The organism is Pseudomonas sp. CH235, assembly GCF_004368175.1.
Lineage (GTDB): Bacteria > Pseudomonadota > Gammaproteobacteria > Pseudomonadales > Pseudomonadaceae > Aquipseudomonas > Aquipseudomonas paraglycinae.
The window spans coordinates 242770-263073 of the sequence record NZ_RRZJ01000003.1 but is presented as its reverse complement, the minus strand read 5'-3'; the positions used below and the strand labels follow the sequence as shown (position 1 = coordinate 263073).

Sequence of the window (20304 nt, the reverse complement as noted above, 5' to 3'; positions counted from 1 at the left end):
TTTCAAGAGGAATCGAAAATGACGTTGCCCAATGAAATGACCCGAATCGAAATCACCGAACCGGGCGGGCCCGAGGTTCTGCAATCCCGGCGCGTCCCGCTGCCGGTCGTCGCGGAAGGCGAAGTACTGATCCGCGTGCATGCCGCCGGCGTCAATCGTCCAGACGCCCTGCAACGCGCCGGCAAATACCCGATGAAGCCCGGCATGAACCCGATCCCGGGCCTTGAAGTGGCGGGTGAAGTCGTGGCGGTCGGCAATGGCGTCAGCACATTCGCGGTGGGTGACCGGGTGTGTGCGCTGACCAATGGCGGCGGTTACGCCGAATATTGCGCGGTTCCGGCGGGCCAGGTCTTGCCGATTCCCGATGGGCTGGACTGGATCCAGGCAGCGGCCATTCCGGAAACCTTTTTCACCGTATGGGCCAACCTGTTCGGCCTCGGCGGCGCCAGCCGTGGCCAGCGCGCCTTGATCCACGGCGGCACCAGCGGCATCGGCACCACCGCGTTGATGCTGTGCCGCGAGTTTGGCATCGAGGCCTTTGCCACCGCCGGAAGCGCCGATAAATGCGCAGCGATCCACAATCTGGGCGGCGAAGCGATCAACTACCGGGAACAGGATTTCGCCGCTGTCATCGCTGAAAAAACCGCCGGCCAGGGCGTCAATGTGATCCTCGACATCATGGGCGGCTCGTACCTCAACGGGAACATCAGCGCCTTGGGAATGGATGGGCGGTTGGTAATGATCGGATTCCTCGGTGGCGCGCGGGCCAATGACATCGATCTGCTGGCGATCCTCGGCAAACGTGCGGTGGTCACCGGTTCCCTGCTTCGCGCACGTACCTCGGCGGAAAAGGCCGCCATCGCCGATCAATTGCGCGAACACGTCTGGCCGGCGCTGGCCGCCGGACGCTGCCTGCCGATCATCGACAAGGTCTACCCGCTCGCCGACGCAGCCAAGGCCCATGCGCACATGGAAGCGGGCGACCACATCGGCAAGATCGTGCTGAAGATCGACTGAGTCGTTGCAGCATTTTGTAATCGTTGCGGGTGGGCGGCGGTCGAAAATGTCACGCGCGGGTCCAGGCTTCTGGTAAAAAGCGTTCTTTGTCCACGCAGTGGTGAAACGTTTAATGTTCCTGGCCTTCATGACCCGAGTTCGACGCCGCCGTCTGGCGTTCGCCTGCATGGCCGCCCTGATCGTCGGCGTGCCGGCGAGTTGTGCCGTGCTGGAACACACAGAGCGCAAGCTTCTGTTTCGCATCGAACCGGGCACCGCCGGCTGGTATCACGGTTTGCCCGGCAGCGTGCAGGAACTCGACCTGCAACCGAAAAGCTTTAAGGCCGGGCAAAACATTCACGCCTGGTGGTGGCCGGCAGAGCGCGCCGATGCACCGGCCATTCTTTATTTGCATGGCGTACGCTGGAATCTGACAGGGCAACTGTTTCGTATCGAACAATTGCGCGCGGCAGGTTATTCGGTATTGGCCATCGACTATCGCGGTTTCGGCCAGAGCCACGGCGATCTGCCGTCGGAAAGCACGGTGTACGAAGATGCCAGGGTAGCCTGGGAACGCTTCCAGCTGTTGCAACCCGATCCGAACAAACGCCTGATCTACGGGCACTCGCTGGGCGGCGCGGTCGCCATCGATCTGGCTGCCGAACTCGGTCGCGATGCCGCCAGAAATCACACCCCACTGCCGGTGCGCGGGCTGGTCATCGAATCCACATTCACCTCGTTGGCAGATGTTGCGGCTGCCGTGGCCAACACCTCTCTTCCGGTGCGTTGGTTGCTGTCGCAGAAATTCGACTCCATCGACAAGATCGCCGAGATCCACATGCCCTTGCTGGTGGTGCACGGCTTGGCCGACGCCTTCGTGCCGTCGCGCTTCAGCGAGCAACTGTTCGCCGCCGCCCGGCAACCGAAACGCCTGCTGCTGGTGCCCGGCGCAACGCACAACAACAGCATGGCGCTGGGCGGACAGAACTATCGCAAGGCGATCGATGCGCTGATGCAAACCCGACCTGCCGCCCGAGTGGCGGGCGCTGCGGTACAGAAGAACCCGCGCGATTCCTGACGCCCCTTCCCCGCAGACCATCGGTCACCCCGAAAGGAAACTCTTGCAGCATCGGTTGGCAATCCGGCGTTCTAACGCTTTGCTGGATGGAGTCAATCCATGACGCTGCTTCGGCACACCCGGCCGCGCTGCGTTCCACTGCCTATTCGGGAGCACCCCCATGAAAATCAACCCGTACCTGATCTTCAACGGCGACTGCCGCGAAGCCTTCACGTTTTACGAGCAATGCCTGCAAGGCAAACTCGAAGCGATGATGACCTTCGGCGAAACGCCAGCCGCCGAACATGTACCGAAAGAGCACCACAACCTGATCATCCACACCTGCCTGAAAGTCGGGGATCAGATGCTCATGGCTTCGGACACCACACCCGACCGCCCCACCCAAGGCATGAGCGGTTGCTGGATTTCGCTGAATGTCGACAGCATCGCCGAGGCCGAACGGGTGTTTAACGCCCTGGCCAGGGACGGTCGCGTCGACATGCCGCTGGAAGCCACCTTCTGGGCCGCGCGTTTCGGCATGCTGGTGGATCGTTTTGGCGTGTCGTGGATGGTCAATTGCGAAAGTGACAAGTGACGCTGTCATTGCACCGGACATGAAAAAGCCCGACCTCTTCAGGTCGGGCTTTTGCGTTCAACGCTGTGCAAGCTCATGCCGAACGCACTGTTCGTAGTACGTCTGCTTGACGGCCGCCGGCTTCAGCCGCGACGCGCTGTCGTAGGTCTGCTCAGTGATGCCCATGGCGGTCATGCGCATCCACGGTTGCTGGAACTTGCGCGCCTGCAGGCGCTTGCGCGCGCCATACAGGGAAATCCCTGACAGCTTCGACTGTTGCGCACCGGCGGCGATGTCCGAACCCCAGGTACACGCAAAACGATGGCTCTTGCTCAGTTCCCTGGCCTGGGCCTCCACCGCGAGCAGAGCGAGGGAAAGCGTTGCTACAGTGATGACAATCGTCCGCATATAGCCCACCTAACCTTTTGAAAAAAGGCGAGTTTGCCGGGACTTGAAACATTCGGGGGCCAGCAATTTGCCGCCTTTTTTCAGCCAATCTCGGCCGAAGGATGGCCATAAAGATGCGCAGCTCCACCGCCACCCGTCTCCCACCTCTCCCGCCCGTCAGCCGCCCGGCACTTTGCTTCGCCTCTGATTTTCCAAGATACATCCACCCGACGCGGAAGCCCGACGATGAACAGAACCATTGCAGCCCTCATGCTTGGAAGTCTTTTATCCGCCACCGCACCGCTGGCGATGGCGGGAAGCAGCGTCCCCCCTACCGGCATTCCCGGAGTCAATCAGGGAGGCACCGAATCCAAAGAAGACAAGGCCGACAAAAAGGGTGAAGAAGCCTCGGGGTCGAACTCCGGTGCAGAGTCCCACGAGACAGAGAAGGATGCGCAAACATCCAGTGGCTCAAAGGATGGGATGGAAGAAAAGAAACCCTGAACCACTTAGCCAGTTTTCGCAGGCATAAAAAAGCCGATCTTTCCGATCGGCTTTTGTATATGACGCTGATCCCGCCTTGGCAGGCCAGGACGATTAATTTCAGCGCTTGAGCTTGCGCTTGTTGCGGTACTGGTCGATCACCACCGCGACCACGATGATCAGTCCTTTGATGATGTCCTGTATGTAAGCATCGACCCCGACAAACGTGAACCCGCTGGCCATCACCCCAAGGATCAAAGCGCCGATTACCGTGCCGGTGATGCGCCCCACTCCACCCGCCAGACTGGTACCACCGATAACTGCCGCGGCAATCGCGTCCAGCTCATAGGACATGCCCATCCCGGCCTGCCCGGTAGCGGCGCGGGCCGAAGCCACTACGCCGGCCAGCCCCGCCAGCAGTCCGGCGATGCTGTAGACGATGACCAGATGGCGTTTGACGTTGATGCCTGAGGTGCGCGCCGCCTGCATGTTGCCGCCGATGGCGTAGGTGTATTTGCCGTACTTGGTGTAGCGCAGCGCGATGTGGAAGATCACCGCCACCACCAGAAAAATGATCACCGGCATCGCGCCGTGGCCGATGGCCGTGTAGGAGTCCGAGAGCATGCTCACTGGCTGGCCTTCGGTGTAGTAACGCGCCAGGCCACGGGCCGAAACCATCATGCCCAGTGTGGCAATGAACGGCGGAATCCCGGTGATGGCGATGATGCTGCCGTTGATCGCCCCCGCCAGCAGCCCGACACCGAGCCCGGCAATCACCGGAATCCAGACCGGCAAATCGGTCAGTGACGGGAACACCGCCCGGGCGAAATCCGAGGTCTGCGCCAGACTGGCCGCGATCATCGCCGACAACGCGAGCACCGAGCCCGACGACAGGTCGATACCGGTGGTGATGATCACCTGGGTCACGCCAATCGCCAGCAGGCCGATGATCGACACTTGCAGGATCATCAACACCAGCCGCTGGGAGTTCATCAGGAAGCTCTGGTCGCGCACGATCCAGCCGAACAGTTCGAACACCAGGCCGATGCCGATCAGCACCAGAAAAATGCTCAGCTCCGTCGGAAAGCGCCGGCGACTCTTGACCGGTGCCGTGGCCGGTTTGTTTTCCAGTATCGCGTTCATAACCACTCACCTTTCTATCGCATCATCGACGGCGGCCTCGGCCACCAGCGGTATCCATTAATGAACCGAGGACAGGCCCGAGGCCAGTTGCATCACCCGCTCCTGAGTCGCCTCGCTGCGGTCGAGGGTGCCCATCAGGTCGCCCTCGTGCATGACCATCACCCGGTCACTCATGCCGAGCACTTCCGGCAGTTCCGAAGAAATCATGATCACCGCCATGCCTTCGCTGGCGAGGTAGGTGATGAGCCGGTAAATCTCGGCCTTGGCACCTACATCGATGCCACGGGTCGGCTCGTCGAGAATCAGGATGCGCGGATTGGTCATCAGCCAGCGGGCCAGCAAGGCCTTCTGCTGATTGCCACCCGACAGTGTGTCGATGCATTGCTCCAGCGACGGGGTTTTCACCCGCAACTTCTTGCACATGTCTTCGCACAAGGCGCGCAAGGCTTTTTGCTGGATGAACCCGTGGCCGGCGTAGTGTGGCAGGACGGCCATTTCCATGTTTTCCAGCACCGAGAGGCACGGGAACAGACCGCTGAGTTTGCGATCCTCGGTCAACAGCGCGAAGCCCTTCTCGATCGCCATGTGCGGATCGCTGATGCGCACCACTTCGCCATCGAGACGGATCTCGCCACCGTCGCTGGGCGTGATGCCGAAGATCGCTTCGGCCACATTGGTCCGGCCGGAGCCCATCAACCCGGCGATGCCGAGGATTTCCCCGGCGTGCAGGTCGAAGGAAACACCTTTGAAGATGCCATTGAGCTTGAGGTCGCGCACCGACAGCAACAGATCGCCGATCGGCTTTTCGCGCACCGGAAACAACTGGCTCAATTCGCGACCGACCATCATCGAGATCAGGCTGTCGCTGTCCATGGAATCGGCCCGCTGCAGGCCGATGTAGGCGCCGTCGCGAAACACCGCCACTTCATCGGCGATCGCGAACACTTCGTTCATTTTGTGGGTGATGTAGATGATGCCTTTGCCCTGGTTTTTCAGGTCGGCAATGATCGAGAACAGATGGGCGACTTCCTTGTCGGTGATGGCCGATGTCGGTTCGTCCATGATCAGGATGTCGGAGTCGTAGGACACGGCTTTGGCGATCTCGACCATCTGCCGCTCGGCGATACTCAGATTGCCGACCTGCTCTTCGGGATCAAGGTTGATCCGCAGGCGCTCCAGCAGTTTCGCCGTGCAGCGGTGCATTTCCCGATGGTCGATCATGTGAAAGCCGTTGAGCTGCTCGCGACCGATCCAGATGTTTTCGGCGATGCTCATGTGCGGCATCAGGTTGAGTTCCTGGTGGATCATCGCGATCCCGGCCTGAAGCGCTGCCAGTGGCGTTTCGAACACCACCGGTTTGCCCCGCAGGCGCAGCTCGCCGGCGTCTGGCTGGTAGATGCCGGCGATGATTTTCATCAGGGTGGATTTGCCCGCGCCATTCTCGCCCATGAGCGCCAGCACGGAACCGGGGCGTACCCGCAGTTGCACATCGGACAACGCCACCACACCGGGGAAACCCTTGCTGACGTTGAGGATCTCCAGCAGGTACGGCTCTTCGACAGGTATTGCAGTGGGCGGGCTCCCCGTCAAAGGGGTGCTCGAAGCAGTCGCTGAAGCGAACATGATCAGGTACTCCATCAGCAAGGTCGCGATCGCCACCTTGCGGGCTTATTGTTGTTATTGAACGGACGGACTATTTGAACTGGTCAACGTTTTGCGGCGTGATCAGGCGGAATGGCACCCAGACCGCCGGCTCGACCGGCTCATTCTTCGCCATTCTCACCGCCGTATCGATGGAACCGTCGGCCTGACCCTTGGCGTCCTGGAACACGGAAGCGGCCAGGGAGCCCTTCTTCACGGCATTCAAACCGTCCGGCGTACCGTCGACCCCCGCAATCAGCACGCTGCCTTTGGCGACGCCGGCCTGTTGCAGGGCCATGGCGGCACCGATGGCCATTTCGTCGTTGTTGGAGACCACCGCGTCGAACTTGCGGCCCTGGGTCAGCCAGTCGTTGACCAGGGTCATGCCCTTGTCCCGTAGCCATACGCCGCTCTGCTCCTGCTCGACCTTGATGTCCGGGTATTTGGCCAGCACCTCTTTAACGCCCTTGGTGCGGTTGGTGGTGGAGTTGTTCGCCAGGTCCCCCAGCAGAATCACGATATCGCCCTTGCCGCCCATCTTGTCGGCCAGGTACTGCATCTGCATCTCGCCGGCCTCCAGGTCGTTGGAAGCAACGGTTACCACGCCTTTGGGCAGGTTCAGGTCATCGGGGCGGCGGTTGACGTAGACCAGCGGAATGCCGGCCTTCACTGCCGCTTCAGTAATCTTTTTGGTGGCGGCGGTATCCACCGGATTGACCACGATGGCGTCGACTTTCTGGCTGATGAAGCTCTCGACCTGGCTCAGTTGCTTGACCACATCGCTGCGGGCGTCTTCGAACTGCAGCTTGACGCCGTCGGGATAGGACTTGGCTTTCTTGTCCATGGATTCGCGCAGGTAGGTCAGCCAGGTGTCATCGAACTGGGACATGCTGACGCCGATCTTCATATCGGCCAGCGCAGCGCCGCTGGCGAACATCAGGGACAAGGCCAGTGAGGCAAAACGGGTCTTGATCTTCATGAAAAGTCTTTCTCCACATTCTTGTTGGTTTTATGGATGAGGCATGACGATTTCAGTAAGCGGACAAGCAGTCGAAGCGTTGGAACGTATCCCGAGACAGTGAATCTGGAATCGACTTTATTGGAAAATATTTTCCATATCAACCTGTTTTAGAATTTTATTATGATTTTATTCCATGGCTTGCAAACTCACTCAGTTCCACTACCTGACGACGTTTGAAACTCAGGCGCGCAGCGTCTAGCACGCGGGTTGTCGCCAGTGCATCACGGGCGTCCACGGGCAGTGGGCCACCGTTTTGCAACGCGATTTGTAGCTGCAAATAGAACTGACTCCAGCAGCCGCGCTCAGACGGAACCCGCTCACGCTCGTCTCCGTGTTCAAACCAGCCCCAGCGGCGGTGCTCCTCGACGCCCCAGTGCTCGCCTTCGGTTTTCGGCGAGAGCCCGGCCAGCGCCTGGGCCTCTTGCCCGTCCAGACCCTCGACGCTGTAACAGCCCAGCGTGCCGCTCACCCGAAAGCGCGGGCCAGGGCTGTTTTGCAGGCAACTGCCACCCAGATGCGAGGTCACGCCGTTGACGTGGGTCAGGGACATGAAGAAGCCGTGATCGAAGGCCTGGTCTTTTTCCAGGTAGTCCAGTTCGGCGTAGACCCGTGTCACCGGACCGAACAGCAACAGCGCCTGATCGACCAGATGACTGCCAAGGTCGCGCAGGAAACCACCGCCGCTGCCGTTGTGAACCGACGACGGCGAGTAACGCTCGATACGCGACTCGAACCGGCTGACCTGGCCCAACGCGCCGGATTCGATGAGTTTGCGCACGGTTAAAAAGTCCGAATCCCAGCGCCGGTTCTGATAGACGCTGAGCGGTACATTTTGGCGCTCGGCCATGGTGATCAGGGTTTGCGCCTGCTGCCAGTCGGCGGCGAACGGCTTGTCGCTGACCACCGCCACGCCGTGTTCGATGCCGTCGAGCACCAGTGCCGGCCGGCCCTTGAGGGGCGTCGATACCACCAGCACATCAATCCCGGCTTCCACCAACTGGCCGATGCTGTCGAAGGCCGGCACACCCGGATGCTCCGCCGCCAGCAACTGTCGGCGCTCCGCTGAACGGGTGACCACGCCGACGAACGTCGCCGCCGGCAGACTGCTGATCAGCGGAGCATGAAAAAACCGGCCGCCATGGCCGTAACCGACAAGTCCGATGCGCATACAAGTATTTCCCTGAATAAAACGCGGACCCTGTGGGAGCGGGCTTGCCCGCGATGGCGGCGGCACATTCCACATTGATGTGCCCTGACAGACCGCAATCGCGAGCAAGCTCGGTCCCACAGGGATTTGCGTCAGCTGTAGAAATGGGGACGGTCCGGCAGTGCAACGTTGACGATCGCGCCGCTGTTCTGCGCTTCGATGCACGCGTCGGCAGCAACAGCGGCGGCGAAGCCATCCCACGCCGACGGTCCACCCACCTGCCCCGCCCGCACGCCATCGATGAACGCCTGCAACTCGACGTCATAGGCCGCGATGAAGCGATCCTTCCAGTCCATCAGAATCGCGTTGGACAGCTTGGCCCCGCTGCGCAATTGAACCTGGGACGGCTCCGGCAATTTGGCGATGCCGGTCTCCCCCACCACTTCGCACTGGATGTCGTAGCCGTACTGGCAATTGACGAAGACTTCCACGTCGATGCGCGTGCCCTTGGCGGTTTCCAGCAGCACGATCTGCGGATCTTTCAAATGCGCGAGGGCTTTGCTGCTCTTGCGCGGGAACACCACCTGCACCGAGACGTAATCGTCATCGAGCAACCAGCGCAGTACGTCCAGCTCATGGATCAACGTGTCGGTGATCGCCATGTCGGTCTTGTAGTTTTGACCCACGCTCGGGTTACGGTGCGCGCAATGCAGCATCAACGGTTCGCCGATCTGGCCGCTGTCGATCACCGACTTCAACGCGCGATAACCTTCATCGTACGGACGCATGAAACCGACCTGCACCAGCCGTTTGCCGTGGGCGACTTCGGCCTCGACGATCTTGCGGCAGCCTTCGGCGGTGACCGCCAGTGGTTTCTCGCAGAACACCGGCTTGCCCGCCGCGATGGCGGCCAGCACGAACTCCTCGTGGCTCGGGCCCCAGGAGGTGACGAGGATCGCCTCGACGTCCGGCGCCTGGATCAGCGCGTGGCCGTCGGGATAAACCTCGGCGGTCAGCTTCAGGTCAGCGACGACCTTGGCCGCCTGCTGCAGATTGATGTCGGTGACCGCCACGACCTGACTGTTGAGCAAGGTCTGGCTGCAACGACGGATGTGGTCCTGGCCGATGGCCCCGGTGCCGATGACGCCTAGCCGCAACGCTTGGGAAAGCAATGACATGAAAGGATTCCTTGTGGTTGTTCGATTCAGGGCAATCAGTACTGACGGGCCTTGGCCAGTCGTTCGTTCAGGGTTTTGGCTACCGCGTCGGTGCGGGCGCTGGTGGAGACTTGCGCCACGCCGACCCGCCACCACGACAGATAACCGTGAATCATGGTCTTGGGCAGAACCTTGATGTCGATCAGGGTCGAGACCGTCTGCAAGCGCGCATCGGCCAGCGCCGCCTGCAGTTCTTCAACGGTGTTCACCTTGTAGGTCTTGCAGCCGTAGGCCGCCGCGCTCATGGCGAAATCCACCGGCACGAAAGCACCGTCGAGCTTGCCGCTCTGCGGGTTGCGGTAACGGAACTCGGTGGCAAAGCTGTCCATGCCGTTGCCCATCTGCAGGTTGTTGATGCAACCGAAGGTCATGTTGTCGAACAGCACCACGTTGATCTTGCGCCGCTCCTGGATCGAGGTGGCGAGCTCCGAGTGCAGCATCATGTAGGAGCCGTCGCCCACCAGCGCATAAACCTCGCGCTCAGGCTCGGCGAGCTTCACGCCCAGCGCCGCGTTCACCTCATAGCCCATGCACGAATATCCGTATTCGACGTGATAGGTGTTAACGCCCTTGCTGCGCCAGCTGCGCTGCAAGTCACCGGGCAGGCTGCCGGCGGCGGCGACGATCACTGCGTCATCAGCGAGGGTTTCATTGAGCACGCCTAGCACGCGGCTCTGGGTCAGGCAGGAACCGGTCAGCTCGATGAATTCGCGCAACACCGCCGGATCGAGGTGGTCGTTGATTTCCGGGATGAAATCCCGCGCCTGATAGTCAATCTGATACAGGCGATTCACTTCCTCATCCAGTTGCGCCCGGGCCTGACGGGGTTGATCGCCCCAGCCGGAACGGTAGTCGCCCAGCGCTTCGGCCAGCGCCGACAAACCTGTCCGGGCATCCGCCAGCAGTTGCACGCCGTCGAGTTTCAGGGCATCGCACGGGCTGATGTTGAGGTTGAGAAATCGCACGTCAGGGTGCTGGAACAAGGATTTCGACGCGGTGGTGAAATCGCTGTAGCGGGTGCCGACCCCGATGATCAGATCCGCTTCCCTGGCCAGCAGGTTTGCCGCCAGGCAACCGGTTTCGCCAATGCCGCCGACGTTCAGCGGATGGCTGGACACCAGCGCGCTTTTGCCGGCCTGGGTTTCGGCGAAAGGAATATCGAAGCGCTCGGCAAACGCCTGCAACGCCGCATTGGCGCCCGAGTATTTGACGCCGCCACCACAGATGATCAGCGGTTTGCGCTTGCCTTTGAACAGTGCCACGGCATCGCCGAGCATCGCTTCAGTGGCCGGACGACGCTCGATGCGATGCACGCGTTTTTGCAGGAAATAATCGGGATAGTCGTAGGCCTCGGCCTGCACGTCCTGCGGCAGGGCCAGGGTCACGGCGCCGGTTTCGGCGGGATCCGTGAGCACACGCATGGCGTGGATTGCTGCGGTCATCAATTGTTCGGGACGGTTGATGCGATCCCAGTATTTGCTCACGGCCTTGAACGCATCGTTGGTGCTGATGCTCAGGTCGTGGAACTGCTCGATCTGTTGCAACACCGGGTCCGGTTGACGGCAGGCATAGACATCACCCGGCAACAGCAGCAAGGGAATCCGGTTGGCGGTCGCGGTCGCGGCAGCGGTCAGCATGTTCGCCGCGCCCGGCCCCACGGACGAGGTACAGGCGTAGATCTTGCGCCGCAGATGCTGCTTGGCGAAACCGATCGCCGCATGGGCCATGCCTTGTTCGTTGCGGCCCTGATGGACGATCAGGTCACCGCTGTCCTGCTCCAGCGCCTGCCCCAGACCCAGCACGTTGCCGTGGCCGAAAATGGTAAAGATCCCGGCGACGAACTTGCTCTGAACGCCATCGACCTCGATGTACTGGTTGTCGAGGAATTTCACCAGGGCCTGGGCCATGGTCAGTCTTGTTGTGGTCATAACCGCACCTTTCAAATTCAGATCCGATCCCTGCGAGGGGCACTGTCAACCCAGGGATTTGCTCAGGTGTTCCATGCTCGCGCCGATCGCCGTCTGGATATCCGCCAGGCCATGGACGCTGTCTGCAAACGGTTCAAACGACAGGTAGCCGCTGTAGCCGCCAGCAAGCAGGCTGTTGATTTGTGCCGCGTTACCGAGAATGTCGTCCGCGCCCACCAGCACCCGGTGACCATCGCCAAGGGTCGCCAGCGGCGCCTCGGTTTCCTCGACACCGGAGATGTGCACCAGCCCGGTCAGCTCAGGGAAAAACTCCTGCTCACCGGCCAAATGGTGATGAAAGGTGTCGTGAACCAGACGGAACACATCCAGCCCGCCGACTGCCTTGATCGCCTCCACCGCCGTGCGTTTGCGGCGCAGCGAGCAGGCTTTGAAACCCAGCGGCTCGATGTATCCCAGCAGGCCGTGATCGCGCAGGATCGGCGCCAGCTCACTCAACGCGGTGCGCAGGCCCGACGCTCGTTCGGCGACGCTGCGCGGATCGGCGCGGTCGTTCAACGGGCACATCACCAGCCCCCGCGCACCGCAATCGCGGGCATAGGCCGCCAGTTTCAAGGCCTGCGCGCGGCGCTCGTCATTCCACACGTCAAACGGATACAACGCGTTGATCGACAGCACGCTGATGCCATGTGCCGTGCACAACTCACGCACGTGTCCGGGCGCGGTGCCGTCCTCGATCTCGATGCCTTTGAGGTCGTTGCGGATCTCGATGGCGTCGGCCTTGAGGGTCACCGCCAATTCGATGAACGCCGGCAGGGACAAACGTGGAGCGACCATTCGGTTCAGGGCAAAACGCAGTGGAGTACTCATTCTTGTTGTTCTCCGCGCAGATGATTTATTTGGCCGTCGGCATGCTGAACTCCGGGCCCTTGGCAATGCTGTCGGGCCAGCGCTGCATCACGCTTTTGTAGCGACTGTAGAAACGAATGCCTTCCTCCCCGTAGGCATGGTGATCGCCGAACAGCGAGCGCTTCCAGCCTCCGAACGAGTGCCAGGCCATGGGCACCGGAATCGGCACGTTGATGCCGACCATGCCGACCTTGATGCTGCGGGCGAAGGCGCGGGCGATCCCGCCATCGCTGGTGAAGCACGACACGCCGTTGCCGAATTCATGGGCGTTGATCAATGCCACGGCACTGGCGAAATCCGGCACGCGCACGACGCCCAGCACCGGGCCGAAGATTTCCTGCTGATAAATGCTCATGTCGGTGGTGACGTGATCGAACAGCGTCGCGCCGACGAAAAAGCCCGCCTCGGCGCCCGGCACCTTGAAGTGCCGGCCGTCGACAATCAGCTGCGCACCCTGAGCCACGCCCTGATCGATAAAACCCTCCACCCTGGCCTTGTGTTCGGCGGTGACCAGCGGGCCCATGTCGTTGTCGCCTTGCAGACCGTTGCCGACTTTCAACTGATCGATCCGCGGCAGCAGTTTGGCGATCAGTTGATCGCCGACTTCACCGACCGCGACCGCAATCGAAATCGCCATGCAGCGCTCACCGGCCGATCCGTAAGCGGCGCCGATCAAGGCATCCGCCGCTTGATCCAGATCCGCGTCGGGCATGACGATCATGTGATTTTTCGCGCCGCCCAGCGCCTGCACCCGCTTGCCGCGCGCGATGGCCTGCTGGTGGATGTACTCGGCAATCGGCGTCGAACCGACAAACGAAATCGCCTCGATGTCCGGGTGCTGCAGCAAGGCGTCGACCGCCGTCTTGTCGCCCTGAACCACGTTGAACACGCCGTCCGGCAAACCGGCTTCGGTCAACAGTCGAGCCATCAGCAAACTGGCGGACGGATCGCGCTCGGACGGTTTGAGGATGAAGCAGTTGCCGGTAACCAGCGCCAGCGGAATCATCCACAGCGGCACCATCACCGGGAAGTTGAACGGCGTGACCCCGGCGCAGACGCCGAGTGGCTGACGCAGGTTCCAGTTGTCGATGCCGCCGCCGATGTTGTCGCTGAACTCGGTCTTCAACAGACTCGGCGCACCGCAGGCGTACTCGACGATTTCAATGCCTCGGGTGACTTCGCCCCTGGCGTCGGAAAACACCTTGCCGTGTTCGCGGCTGATGATTTCGGCCAGTTCGTCGTGATGACGATCGAGCAATTCCTTGAACTTGAACATCACCCGCGAACGGCGCAGGGACGATTGCTCGGACCAGGCCGGGAATGCCTTGAGCGCCGAAGCGACAGCAGCGTCCACGGTCTTCTGACTGGCCAGCCCGACTCGCGCCTGAACGGCACCGGTGGCCGGATTGAAGACATCGCTGAATCGTTCGCTACCGCTGTCCTGCACCTGACCATCGATGTAGTGGCCTATGACCGGGGCGTCGCCCATTGTTCTTGTTCTCCGTGCGAAAGTTGGAATTCAGAGATCCAGCAGCCAGCTGTGCTGAGGGTCGTTATGGAACTGCCAGACGCGTTTCGGTCCGGCCATCACGTTCAGGTAGTAGGACTCGTAGCCATACGGCACGCTGACCGGGTGATAGCCCTTGGGCACGACCACGAGGTCGCTGTTTTCCACGGCCATGGCCTGATCGATGCTGCGGTCGTCGGTGTAGACCCGCTGGAACACGAAGCCCTGGGGCGGGTTGATCTGGTGGTAGTAGGTTTCTTCGAGAAAGCTCTGGTGCGGCAGGTCGTCGGTGTCGTGCTTGTGCGGCGGGTAGCTCGAGGAATGCCCCGACGGCGTACGGACTTCCACCACCAGCAGCGAATGGGCCGGCTCGCTGTCCGGCAGGATGTCGCAGACATAGCGAGTATTGGCACCCTTGCCGCGCACGCTGCGCTTCATGGTTTCAGGCCTGATCAGGCGCGGGCCGAGGCCCGTGGTGGTCGAACCGGGAGCGGCGCAAACCGCCACTTGCGCATCACTCAATGCCACCACCTGCGCCTGACTGCCGAGTGGCAGGTACGCGGCGAACGGGGATTTGTCTTCGAACACCGACTGGCGATCACCGAGGTTGTCCCAGTTGAAGGCGCCTTGCCCCGGCGCTTCGCCGTGGATGCCGACCCGGCCGCTGAGCAGCACCAGGCACAGCTCCTTGTCGCCCGCTGCGACAGGCAAGGTTTCACCCAGGCTCAAGCGATAGGCGGCGAAACCGACGTATTGCAGCTCACCTTCAGCCAGCTCGACCATGGTCCGGCCACGGGCATTGCTTTTGACCAGCAGGCTCATCGTGCAGTCCTCGCGTCGAGCAACGCACGCAAGGTGTCGAAGCCTTTTTTCGCGTAGACATAACTCGGCGCCACTGCCGGATCCTGCTCGGCCTCGACCACCAGCCAACCGTGGTAATCGGCCGCCAGCAGCACGTCCAGCAACTCGGAGAAGTCGATGTCACCATCCCCTGGCACGGTGAAGGTGCCGTTGATGATGCAGTCGGGGAAGCTCCACAGGTTGTTGCGCGCCAGTTGTACCACCGGTTTGCGCACGTCCTTGAAATGCACGTGGCAGATGCGCGACAGGTGTTTGCGCAGCACCTGCAAGGGTTCACCACCGCCCATGTAGCAATGGCCCGAATCGAACAGCAGCCCGACTTCATTACCGGTCAACGCCATCAGGGTGTCGATGTCCGACGGCGATTCGACGTAGGCACCCATATGGTGGTGATACGCCAGACGCACGCCCTGGGACAGGGTGAAGCGCGCCAGCTCGGTCAGCTTGTCGGCGTATTGTTGCCACGCCTGTTCGGTATGAAAACGCGGGCGCTCGACCAGCGGAATTCGTTGGCCCTGAATGGAATCGGCGACCTCACCGTAAACCAGCACGTTCGCGCCGTTCTTCGCCAGCAGCTCGACATGGCTGGCAATCGCATCGATTTCCTCGGCCACCGAACGCCGCGCCAGACGACTGGAATACCAGCCGGACACCAGCGCCAGGTCATACGGACGCAGCACGTCGCCAACACCTTTGGCGTCCTTGGGAAACTTGCCGTTGAGTTCGAAGCCTTCATAACCGATGGCCTTGCCTTCGCTGAGGGCGGTGCTCAGCGGCGTTTCACCGCCGAGGGACGGCAGGTCGTCGTTGCTCCAGGAAATCGGGTTGATGCCAATTCGGATAGCGGGCATGGCTGCACCTTTTATTGTTATTTCTAGAATGTTCAACCGCGGCTCAGGCCCGGGCTGTACGCCAGGCATCGATCAGCTCGACGAAGGTGCCCTGTACCTGACGGATCAGCGTCTCGTCGTCGATTTCGCCGGCCAGCCAGGCGCGGCTCGGTTCCTGGAAAATCGTCCGGCCCACGGCGAACCCGCGGCAGGTCTGGCTCTGACTGGCCTGCTGGAAGCCTTCGGCCAATGCGGATGCCGGGGCATTCAGGCCCAGCAGCACCACGCCTCGGCAATAGGGATCGCGCGCCTGGATCAGTTCGTCGAGCTGTTGCCATTCCTCGGCGCTCTGCGCTTCGATCTTCCACCACGCCGGGTAGATACCCAGGTTGTAGAGGCGCTTGAGCGCGCGATACAACACGTCGGGATGCGGTGAGGGGTGATCCTTGGGCGGGATGATTTCCAGCAGCAGTTCGTGACCGCTGACTTGCGATGCCTGATACAGCGCCTTGATCTGTGCTTCCTGTTCCAGCCGCAGCATCGGTTCGTCGTCCGGATGGAATTGCACCAGGCATTTGATGATTTGTTCCTGCGGCCAGGCGATCAGGTTGCTGCCGATCGAGCGCCCGTGCTCGAAGGCCAACGGCCGCGAGCCCTGCACCTCGACAGGCCGCGCCACCCACCAGCCTCGACCGGTGGCGGCGTTCAGCGAGTCCTGACCGAAACGCTGATCCGCCAGCAGCCCGACATCGGCTTCGATGCTCTGCTCGCGCAAATCGTTTTCGACCCGCTCCACGGCCTTGATAAACAGTTGCTTGAGTTCGCCGATGGCGCCGAGGTCGCGTCCGCCCTTCTGGGCCAGTTCCACCAGTTGTCCGCGATGGTCGAAGGCAAAGATGAACAGTTGCTTCCACTGTTTGCGCGGCACACTGACCTGATGCAGGCGTTGCAGGGTGACGTCCTGATCCGGCCGGGTAATCGGTACCGGGCTGCTGAACAGGTAATCGAGTTCGGCACGGGTCGGCATCGCCGGCGCGCAGGCATGGCGCGACACCACCAGACCACCGCAGGCGTTGGCCAACTGGCAGCAACGCTCGTCGCTGGCATCCTCCAGCCAACCGCTGAGGAAACCCGACATGAACGCATCGCCGGCGCCCAGTACGTTCAGCACCTCGACCCGCACGCCGGGATAAATCGCGCCGTCTTCAAGACGTTGTGGAATCTCCCCGTGGATCACCGTGCAACCTTGCGGACCGAGCTTGACCACCAAGGTCGCTGCGCTCAAGCGCCGGACATTGCGCAGGGCGGTGAGCAAATCCTCGGAACCGCCGGCCAGCAGAAACTCTTCTTCCGTCCCGACCACAAGGTCGAAGCGCGGGAGGATTTGTTGCACATGTTGAGTGACGTTCTGATCGGCAACGAAACGGGTTTCGCCGTCCGCCTTGCCGGCGAGTCCCCACAGGACCGGGCGGTAGTCGATGTCCAGCACCCGTTTGACGTTGTGCTTTTCGGCGTAGTCCAGCGCCTGGGTGCTCGCCTTGTAGACGCCATCGGTGGAGAAATGAGTGCCGGTGATCAGTAAGGCTTTGCTGGAGGCGATAAAGGCTTCGCTGATGTCTTCGGCCCGCAGCGCCATGTCGGCGCAATTCTCACGGTAGAAGACCAGGGGAAAGGTTTCCCGATCCTTGAGACCCAGCAGCACCATGGCGGTCAGTCGCTCCGGATCGACCTTGATGCCGCTGACATCGCAGCCTTCACGGGCCAGCGACTCGATCAGGAAACGCCCCATATGATCGTCGCCGGTCCGGCTCAGCATCGCCGACCTGAGCCCCAGCCGGGCGGTGCCGAACGCGATGTTGGCGGACGAGCCGCCGAGGTATTTGGCGAAGCTGCTCACATCCTCCAGCCGTGCCCCGACTTGCTGCGCATAGAGGTCGACGCCGAGGCGTCCGAGGCAAATCAGATCCAATTGACGTCCACTGGCAAAACGAGTCTGGCCCATGCTGGCTCCTGTTATTTTTATCAGCCTGTGCCCAACGCGGTGACCGCGCCGGACACTCTTGGTGGATGCAGACTAAAACGAGCCGGATCGAACAATCAATAAATATTCCAATTATTTTTCACGTGGAATATTTTTTCCAATAAGCTTCAGTGCGGGCGCTCCAGACGCAGTGCATCGTTTCAGCAGGCATCCCGCTGGCGCAAGCCCAAGATTTTGTCCGGGCCGAGCCTGTAGACTGCGCACAGCCAAACTATTGTCAGGGGACGAGACGTAACCGTCCCTATAAGAACAAGCCAAAAGGATTATTTATGTCCAGCACCGATCAGCCGGCTACCGCCGAGAGCACGCCCGAGAGCGATCTTGCCAGCCCCCCGATCAATGCCGAGCGTCTGCTGCAGCTCATCACCACTGAATACGAAAGCCTTCCGCGCCAGCTCAAACGCATCGCCAGTTACATGAGCCAGCAAAGCGACCGGATCATGGTCGACCGCATCAGCGACATCGCCCGCGAGTGCGAAGTGCACCCGTCGGCCATCGTGCGGTTTTCCCAGCGTTTCGGTTTCAGCGGATTCAGTGAAATGCAGGCGCTGTTCCGCGAGGCGTATACCCACAAAGCCACGCCGGTACAGAACTACCAGCAGCGCATTCGCAGCATGATCGCCAACAAGTCGCAGAAAGCCAGCGGCGGCGACCTGGCCCGCGAGTGCATCGACGCCACCCTTTCGGGCATCGAACGCCTGGGCCAGGAACTGGATGACCAGGCCTTTGAAAAGGCCGTGGATCTTGTGGTCAATGCCGACAATATCTACGTGGTCGGGGTGCGCCGCTCGTTCGCCGTGGCCGACTATCTGGTCTACAACCTGCAACACACCAACAAGCGCATTCATCTGGTCTCGGGCCTCGGCGGCAGCTATCGCGAGCAGATGCGCAGCGTGCGCGCCAATGACCTGGTGATCGCCATCAGCTTTACGCCGTATGGTAAGGAAACCCAGCACTGCCTGCGCATCGCCCAGCACCATCAGGCGAAAACCCTGATCATCACTGACAGCAATCTCTCGCCCCTGGCCAAGCGCGCCAACACCCTGCTGCTGGTCAATGAAGGTAGCTCGTTTGCGTTCCGATCCTTGAGTGCGACTTTGTGCCTTTGCCAGGCGCTGTTTATCGCCGTGGCCTATCGACTGGAGTTGAAGGTGGACGAGATTCACGAGCAGGTCGGGTTCGAGGACTGATCGGAGCACCGTCATCTCAACGAATGTGGCAATTCAAAATATTTATTCCATTATTTGAATACAGGGAATATTTATTCTATAAACAGGATCTCTGAAAACAAAAACTCAAAGGATCCTGTCATGCGTGAACTCGGAATCGGCCTGATCGGCACGGGCTTCATGGGGCGCGCCCACGCCCTGGCCTTTCGCAACGTCAGCGGGGCATTCGAACTGCCCTTCACCCTTCGCCTGGCCGCCCTGGCTGACGCCGATCCCGCACGCGCACAAGCCTGCGCAACCGCCTGGGGCTTCGATCAAGCCCATGGCGACTGGCAGCGATTGATCGACGACCCCAAGGTCAACCTGATCGCCATCACCACTCCCAATCACCTGCACTACCCGATGGCCATGGCCGCCCTCGCCGCCGGTAAGCCGGTTTACTGCGAAAAGCCGCTGGCGGTGAATCTTGAGCAAGCTCATGCCATGCACGTGGCGGCGAAGCATGCCGGCGTCGTCACCCGGGTCGGCTACAACTATCAGCACAACCCGATCATCGGCCTGGCGAGAGAGCTGATCCTGAGTGGCGAACTCGGCGAGATCATCAGCTTTCAAGGTGAGTTCAGCGAAGACTTCATGGCCGATCCGGCCTCCCCCTGGTCGTGGCGCTGCGAACCGGAACATGCCGGTGGAGCATTGGCGGATCTGGGCAGCCACCTGCTCGCCATGGCGCGCTACCTGCTGGGCGATGTCGAAGCGGTGTGCGCCGACTCCCAGACAGTCCATGGCCAACGCCCGACCACAACCGGCAGCCAGGAACGACGTCGCATTGCGGTCGACGATCAGGCCCATGCCTTGCTGCGTTTCGCCAGTGGCGCGCGGGGTACCTTCAGCAGCAGCTGGCTCAAGCATGGCTACAAGAATCATCTGAGCTTCGAGATCAGCGGCACCCGAGGCACCCTGGCGTTTGATCAGGAGCGCTTGAACGAGCTACGCCTGTGTCGCGCCGGCGAAGGTGGCTTCCAGCGTTTACTCGCCGGACCGGATTTGCCCGGCTACGCCGCGTTCAGCCCGGCGCCGGGGCATCAGCTGGGCTACAACGAGCTGAAGACACTGGAAGTGCATGAGCTGATCATGGCGTTGGCCGGGAGCGGGCAGACCGGGACTGATTTTGAAGAGGCATTAGAAGTTGAGAGGCTGGCGACGGCGATTCGGGTCGCGGCTGAGGAACGACGCTGGGTGTCTGTCAGTGAAATCACTGGGTAGTTTTGTGCGGGCACAAAAAAGCCGATCTAGGTGATCGGCTTGAGTGTCGGACTTTGATGAGGAAGTAAACTGGATCCCCTGTAAAAGTCCCTGCGCATGAAAAAGCCCAACTCGCTAAAGTTGGGCTAAGTCA

General features: G+C 61.1%; 18 protein-coding genes. 6 read left to right on the top strand and 12 right to left on the bottom strand.

The window, feature by feature from the left end; translation table 11 throughout:
- The first annotated feature begins 18 nt into the window (after window positions 1–18).
- The 3 genes from EIY71_RS05085 (at window position 19) to EIY71_RS05075 (ending at window position 2648) form a co-directional block, all read left to right on the top strand.
- The gene (locus EIY71_RS05085) at window positions 19–1017 is read left to right on the top strand and encodes an NAD(P)H-quinone oxidoreductase (RefSeq protein ID WP_085747782.1); all 999 of its coding nucleotides are present in this window, start codon (window positions 19–21) and stop codon (window positions 1015–1017) included.
- Between the two features lie 112 nt (window positions 1018–1129).
- Window positions 1130–2074, top strand: a complete 945-nt coding sequence (locus EIY71_RS05080; protein ID WP_085747783.1) for an alpha/beta hydrolase — start codon at window positions 1130–1132, stop codon at window positions 2072–2074.
- Window positions 2075–2234: 160 nt separating this feature from the next.
- Complete coding sequence (locus EIY71_RS05075; protein WP_134020767.1) at window positions 2235–2648, top strand: VOC family protein; 414 nt, start codon at window positions 2235–2237, stop codon at window positions 2646–2648.
- Between the two features lie 57 nt (window positions 2649–2705).
- On the opposite strand, the gene EIY71_RS05070 is transcribed toward EIY71_RS05075, so the two are convergent.
- A complete protein-coding gene (locus EIY71_RS05070) occupies window positions 2706–3035 on the bottom strand; it encodes a hypothetical protein (protein ID WP_085747785.1) in 330 nt (109 codons plus the stop codon).
- Between the two features lie 225 nt (window positions 3036–3260).
- On the opposite strand from EIY71_RS05070, the gene EIY71_RS05065 reads away from it, so the two are divergent.
- Window positions 3261–3518: a hypothetical protein gene (locus EIY71_RS05065; RefSeq protein WP_007956057.1), complete on the top strand. Its 258-nt coding sequence runs from the start codon at window positions 3261–3263 to the stop codon at window positions 3516–3518.
- 99 nt (window positions 3519–3617) lie between these two features.
- Here the strand turns inward: EIY71_RS05065 and EIY71_RS05060 are convergent, their stop codons facing one another.
- The 11 genes from EIY71_RS05060 to iolC form a co-directional block, all read right to left on the bottom strand.
- Window positions 3618–4640 (bottom strand): ABC transporter permease, encoded by a 1023-nt coding sequence (locus EIY71_RS05060; protein ID WP_007956055.1) that lies wholly within the window; start codon window positions 4638–4640, stop codon window positions 3618–3620.
- Window positions 4641–4697: 57 nt separating this feature from the next.
- Window positions 4698–6263 (bottom strand): sugar ABC transporter ATP-binding protein, encoded by a 1566-nt coding sequence (locus tag EIY71_RS05055; protein WP_134020765.1) that lies wholly within the window; start codon window positions 6261–6263, stop codon window positions 4698–4700.
- Between the two features lie 70 nt (window positions 6264–6333).
- Window positions 6334–7260, bottom strand: coding sequence for a sugar ABC transporter substrate-binding protein (locus EIY71_RS05050; RefSeq protein ID WP_134020762.1), 927 nt, complete (start codon window positions 7258–7260; stop codon window positions 6334–6336).
- Between the two features lie 160 nt (window positions 7261–7420).
- Window positions 7421–8470 (bottom strand): Gfo/Idh/MocA family oxidoreductase, encoded by a 1050-nt coding sequence (locus EIY71_RS05045; RefSeq protein WP_134020759.1) that lies wholly within the window; start codon window positions 8468–8470, stop codon window positions 7421–7423.
- 131 nt (window positions 8471–8601) lie between these two features.
- Complete coding sequence (locus EIY71_RS05040) at window positions 8602–9627, bottom strand: Gfo/Idh/MocA family protein (RefSeq protein WP_102717978.1); 1026 nt, start codon at window positions 9625–9627, stop codon at window positions 8602–8604.
- Window positions 9628–9662: 35 nt separating this feature from the next.
- Window positions 9663–11594: a 3D-(3,5/4)-trihydroxycyclohexane-1,2-dione acylhydrolase (decyclizing) gene (iolD, locus tag EIY71_RS05035; protein ID WP_134020757.1), complete on the bottom strand. Its 1932-nt coding sequence runs from the start codon at window positions 11592–11594 to the stop codon at window positions 9663–9665.
- Between the two features lie 45 nt (window positions 11595–11639).
- Entirely contained in the window at window positions 11640–12461 is an 822-nt protein-coding gene (locus EIY71_RS05030; RefSeq protein WP_102688400.1) for a TIM barrel protein, read from the bottom strand.
- Between the two features lie 25 nt (window positions 12462–12486).
- Complete coding sequence (locus EIY71_RS05025) at window positions 12487–13989, bottom strand: CoA-acylating methylmalonate-semialdehyde dehydrogenase (RefSeq protein ID WP_134020754.1); 1503 nt, start codon at window positions 13987–13989, stop codon at window positions 12487–12489.
- Between the two features lie 30 nt (window positions 13990–14019).
- Complete coding sequence (iolB, locus tag EIY71_RS05020) at window positions 14020–14829, bottom strand: 5-deoxy-glucuronate isomerase (RefSeq protein ID WP_085747792.1); 810 nt, start codon at window positions 14827–14829, stop codon at window positions 14020–14022.
- A complete protein-coding gene (gene iolE / locus EIY71_RS05015) occupies window positions 14826–15719 on the bottom strand; it encodes a myo-inosose-2 dehydratase (protein WP_134020751.1) in 894 nt (297 codons plus the stop codon). The genes iolB and iolE overlap by 4 nt, the downstream gene beginning before the upstream one ends.
- A gap of 43 nt (window positions 15720–15762) precedes the next feature.
- A complete protein-coding gene (gene iolC / locus EIY71_RS05010; protein ID WP_134020748.1) occupies window positions 15763–17700 on the bottom strand; it encodes a 5-dehydro-2-deoxygluconokinase in 1938 nt (645 codons plus the stop codon).
- A gap of 308 nt (window positions 17701–18008) precedes the next feature.
- On the opposite strand from iolC, the gene EIY71_RS05005 reads away from it, so the two are divergent.
- Together EIY71_RS05005 and EIY71_RS05000 are read left to right on the top strand one after the other, a co-directional pair.
- Window positions 18009–18929: a MurR/RpiR family transcriptional regulator gene (locus EIY71_RS05005; RefSeq protein WP_085747795.1), complete on the top strand. Its 921-nt coding sequence runs from the start codon at window positions 18009–18011 to the stop codon at window positions 18927–18929.
- A 120-nt stretch (window positions 18930–19049) separates the two neighbouring features.
- Window positions 19050–20171 carry a Gfo/Idh/MocA family protein gene (locus tag EIY71_RS05000; RefSeq protein WP_134020745.1) on the top strand — a complete coding sequence of 374 codons (1122 nt, stop codon included), beginning with the start codon at window positions 19050–19052 and terminating at the stop codon, window positions 20169–20171.
- The last annotated feature ends 133 nt before the right edge of the window (window positions 20172–20304 follow it).

Excerpts from the sequence above, each read along its gene's own strand:
- EIY71_RS05085 (WP_085747782.1), top strand. The coding sequence starts at position 19 with ATGACGTTGCCCAATGAAATGACCCGAATCGAAATCACCGAACCGGGC.
- EIY71_RS05080 (WP_085747783.1), top strand. The coding sequence starts at position 1,130 with ATGTTCCTGGCCTTCATGACCCGAGTTCGACGCCGCCGTCTGGCGTTC.
- EIY71_RS05075 (WP_134020767.1), top strand. The coding sequence starts at position 2,235 with ATGAAAATCAACCCGTACCTGATCTTCAACGGCGACTGCCGCGAAGCC.
- EIY71_RS05070 (WP_085747785.1), bottom strand. The coding sequence starts at position 3,035 with ATGCGGACGATTGTCATCACTGTAGCAACGCTTTCCCTCGCTCTGCTC.
- EIY71_RS05065 (WP_007956057.1), top strand. The coding sequence starts at position 3,261 with ATGAACAGAACCATTGCAGCCCTCATGCTTGGAAGTCTTTTATCCGCC.
- EIY71_RS05060 (WP_007956055.1), bottom strand. The coding sequence starts at position 4,640 with ATGAACGCGATACTGGAAAACAAACCGGCCACGGCACCGGTCAAGAGT.
- EIY71_RS05055 (WP_134020765.1), bottom strand. The coding sequence starts at position 6,263 with ATGTTCGCTTCAGCGACTGCTTCGAGCACCCCTTTGACGGGGAGCCCG.
- EIY71_RS05050 (WP_134020762.1), bottom strand. The coding sequence starts at position 7,260 with ATGAAGATCAAGACCCGTTTTGCCTCACTGGCCTTGTCCCTGATGTTC.
- EIY71_RS05045 (WP_134020759.1), bottom strand. The coding sequence starts at position 8,470 with ATGCGCATCGGACTTGTCGGTTACGGCCATGGCGGCCGGTTTTTTCAT.
- EIY71_RS05040 (WP_102717978.1), bottom strand. The coding sequence starts at position 9,627 with ATGTCATTGCTTTCCCAAGCGTTGCGGCTAGGCGTCATCGGCACCGGG.
- iolD (WP_134020757.1), bottom strand. The coding sequence starts at position 11,594 with ATGACCACAACAAGACTGACCATGGCCCAGGCCCTGGTGAAATTCCTC.
- EIY71_RS05030 (WP_102688400.1), bottom strand. The coding sequence starts at position 12,461 with ATGAGTACTCCACTGCGTTTTGCCCTGAACCGAATGGTCGCTCCACGT.
- EIY71_RS05025 (WP_134020754.1), bottom strand. The coding sequence starts at position 13,989 with ATGGGCGACGCCCCGGTCATAGGCCACTACATCGATGGTCAGGTGCAG.
- iolB (WP_085747792.1), bottom strand. The coding sequence starts at position 14,829 with ATGAGCCTGCTGGTCAAAAGCAATGCCCGTGGCCGGACCATGGTCGAG.
- iolE (WP_134020751.1), bottom strand. The coding sequence starts at position 15,719 with ATGCCCGCTATCCGAATTGGCATCAACCCGATTTCCTGGAGCAACGAC.
- iolC (WP_134020748.1), bottom strand. The coding sequence starts at position 17,700 with ATGGGCCAGACTCGTTTTGCCAGTGGACGTCAATTGGATCTGATTTGC.
- EIY71_RS05005 (WP_085747795.1), top strand. The coding sequence starts at position 18,009 with ATGTCCAGCACCGATCAGCCGGCTACCGCCGAGAGCACGCCCGAGAGC.
- EIY71_RS05000 (WP_134020745.1), top strand. The coding sequence starts at position 19,050 with ATGCGTGAACTCGGAATCGGCCTGATCGGCACGGGCTTCATGGGGCGC.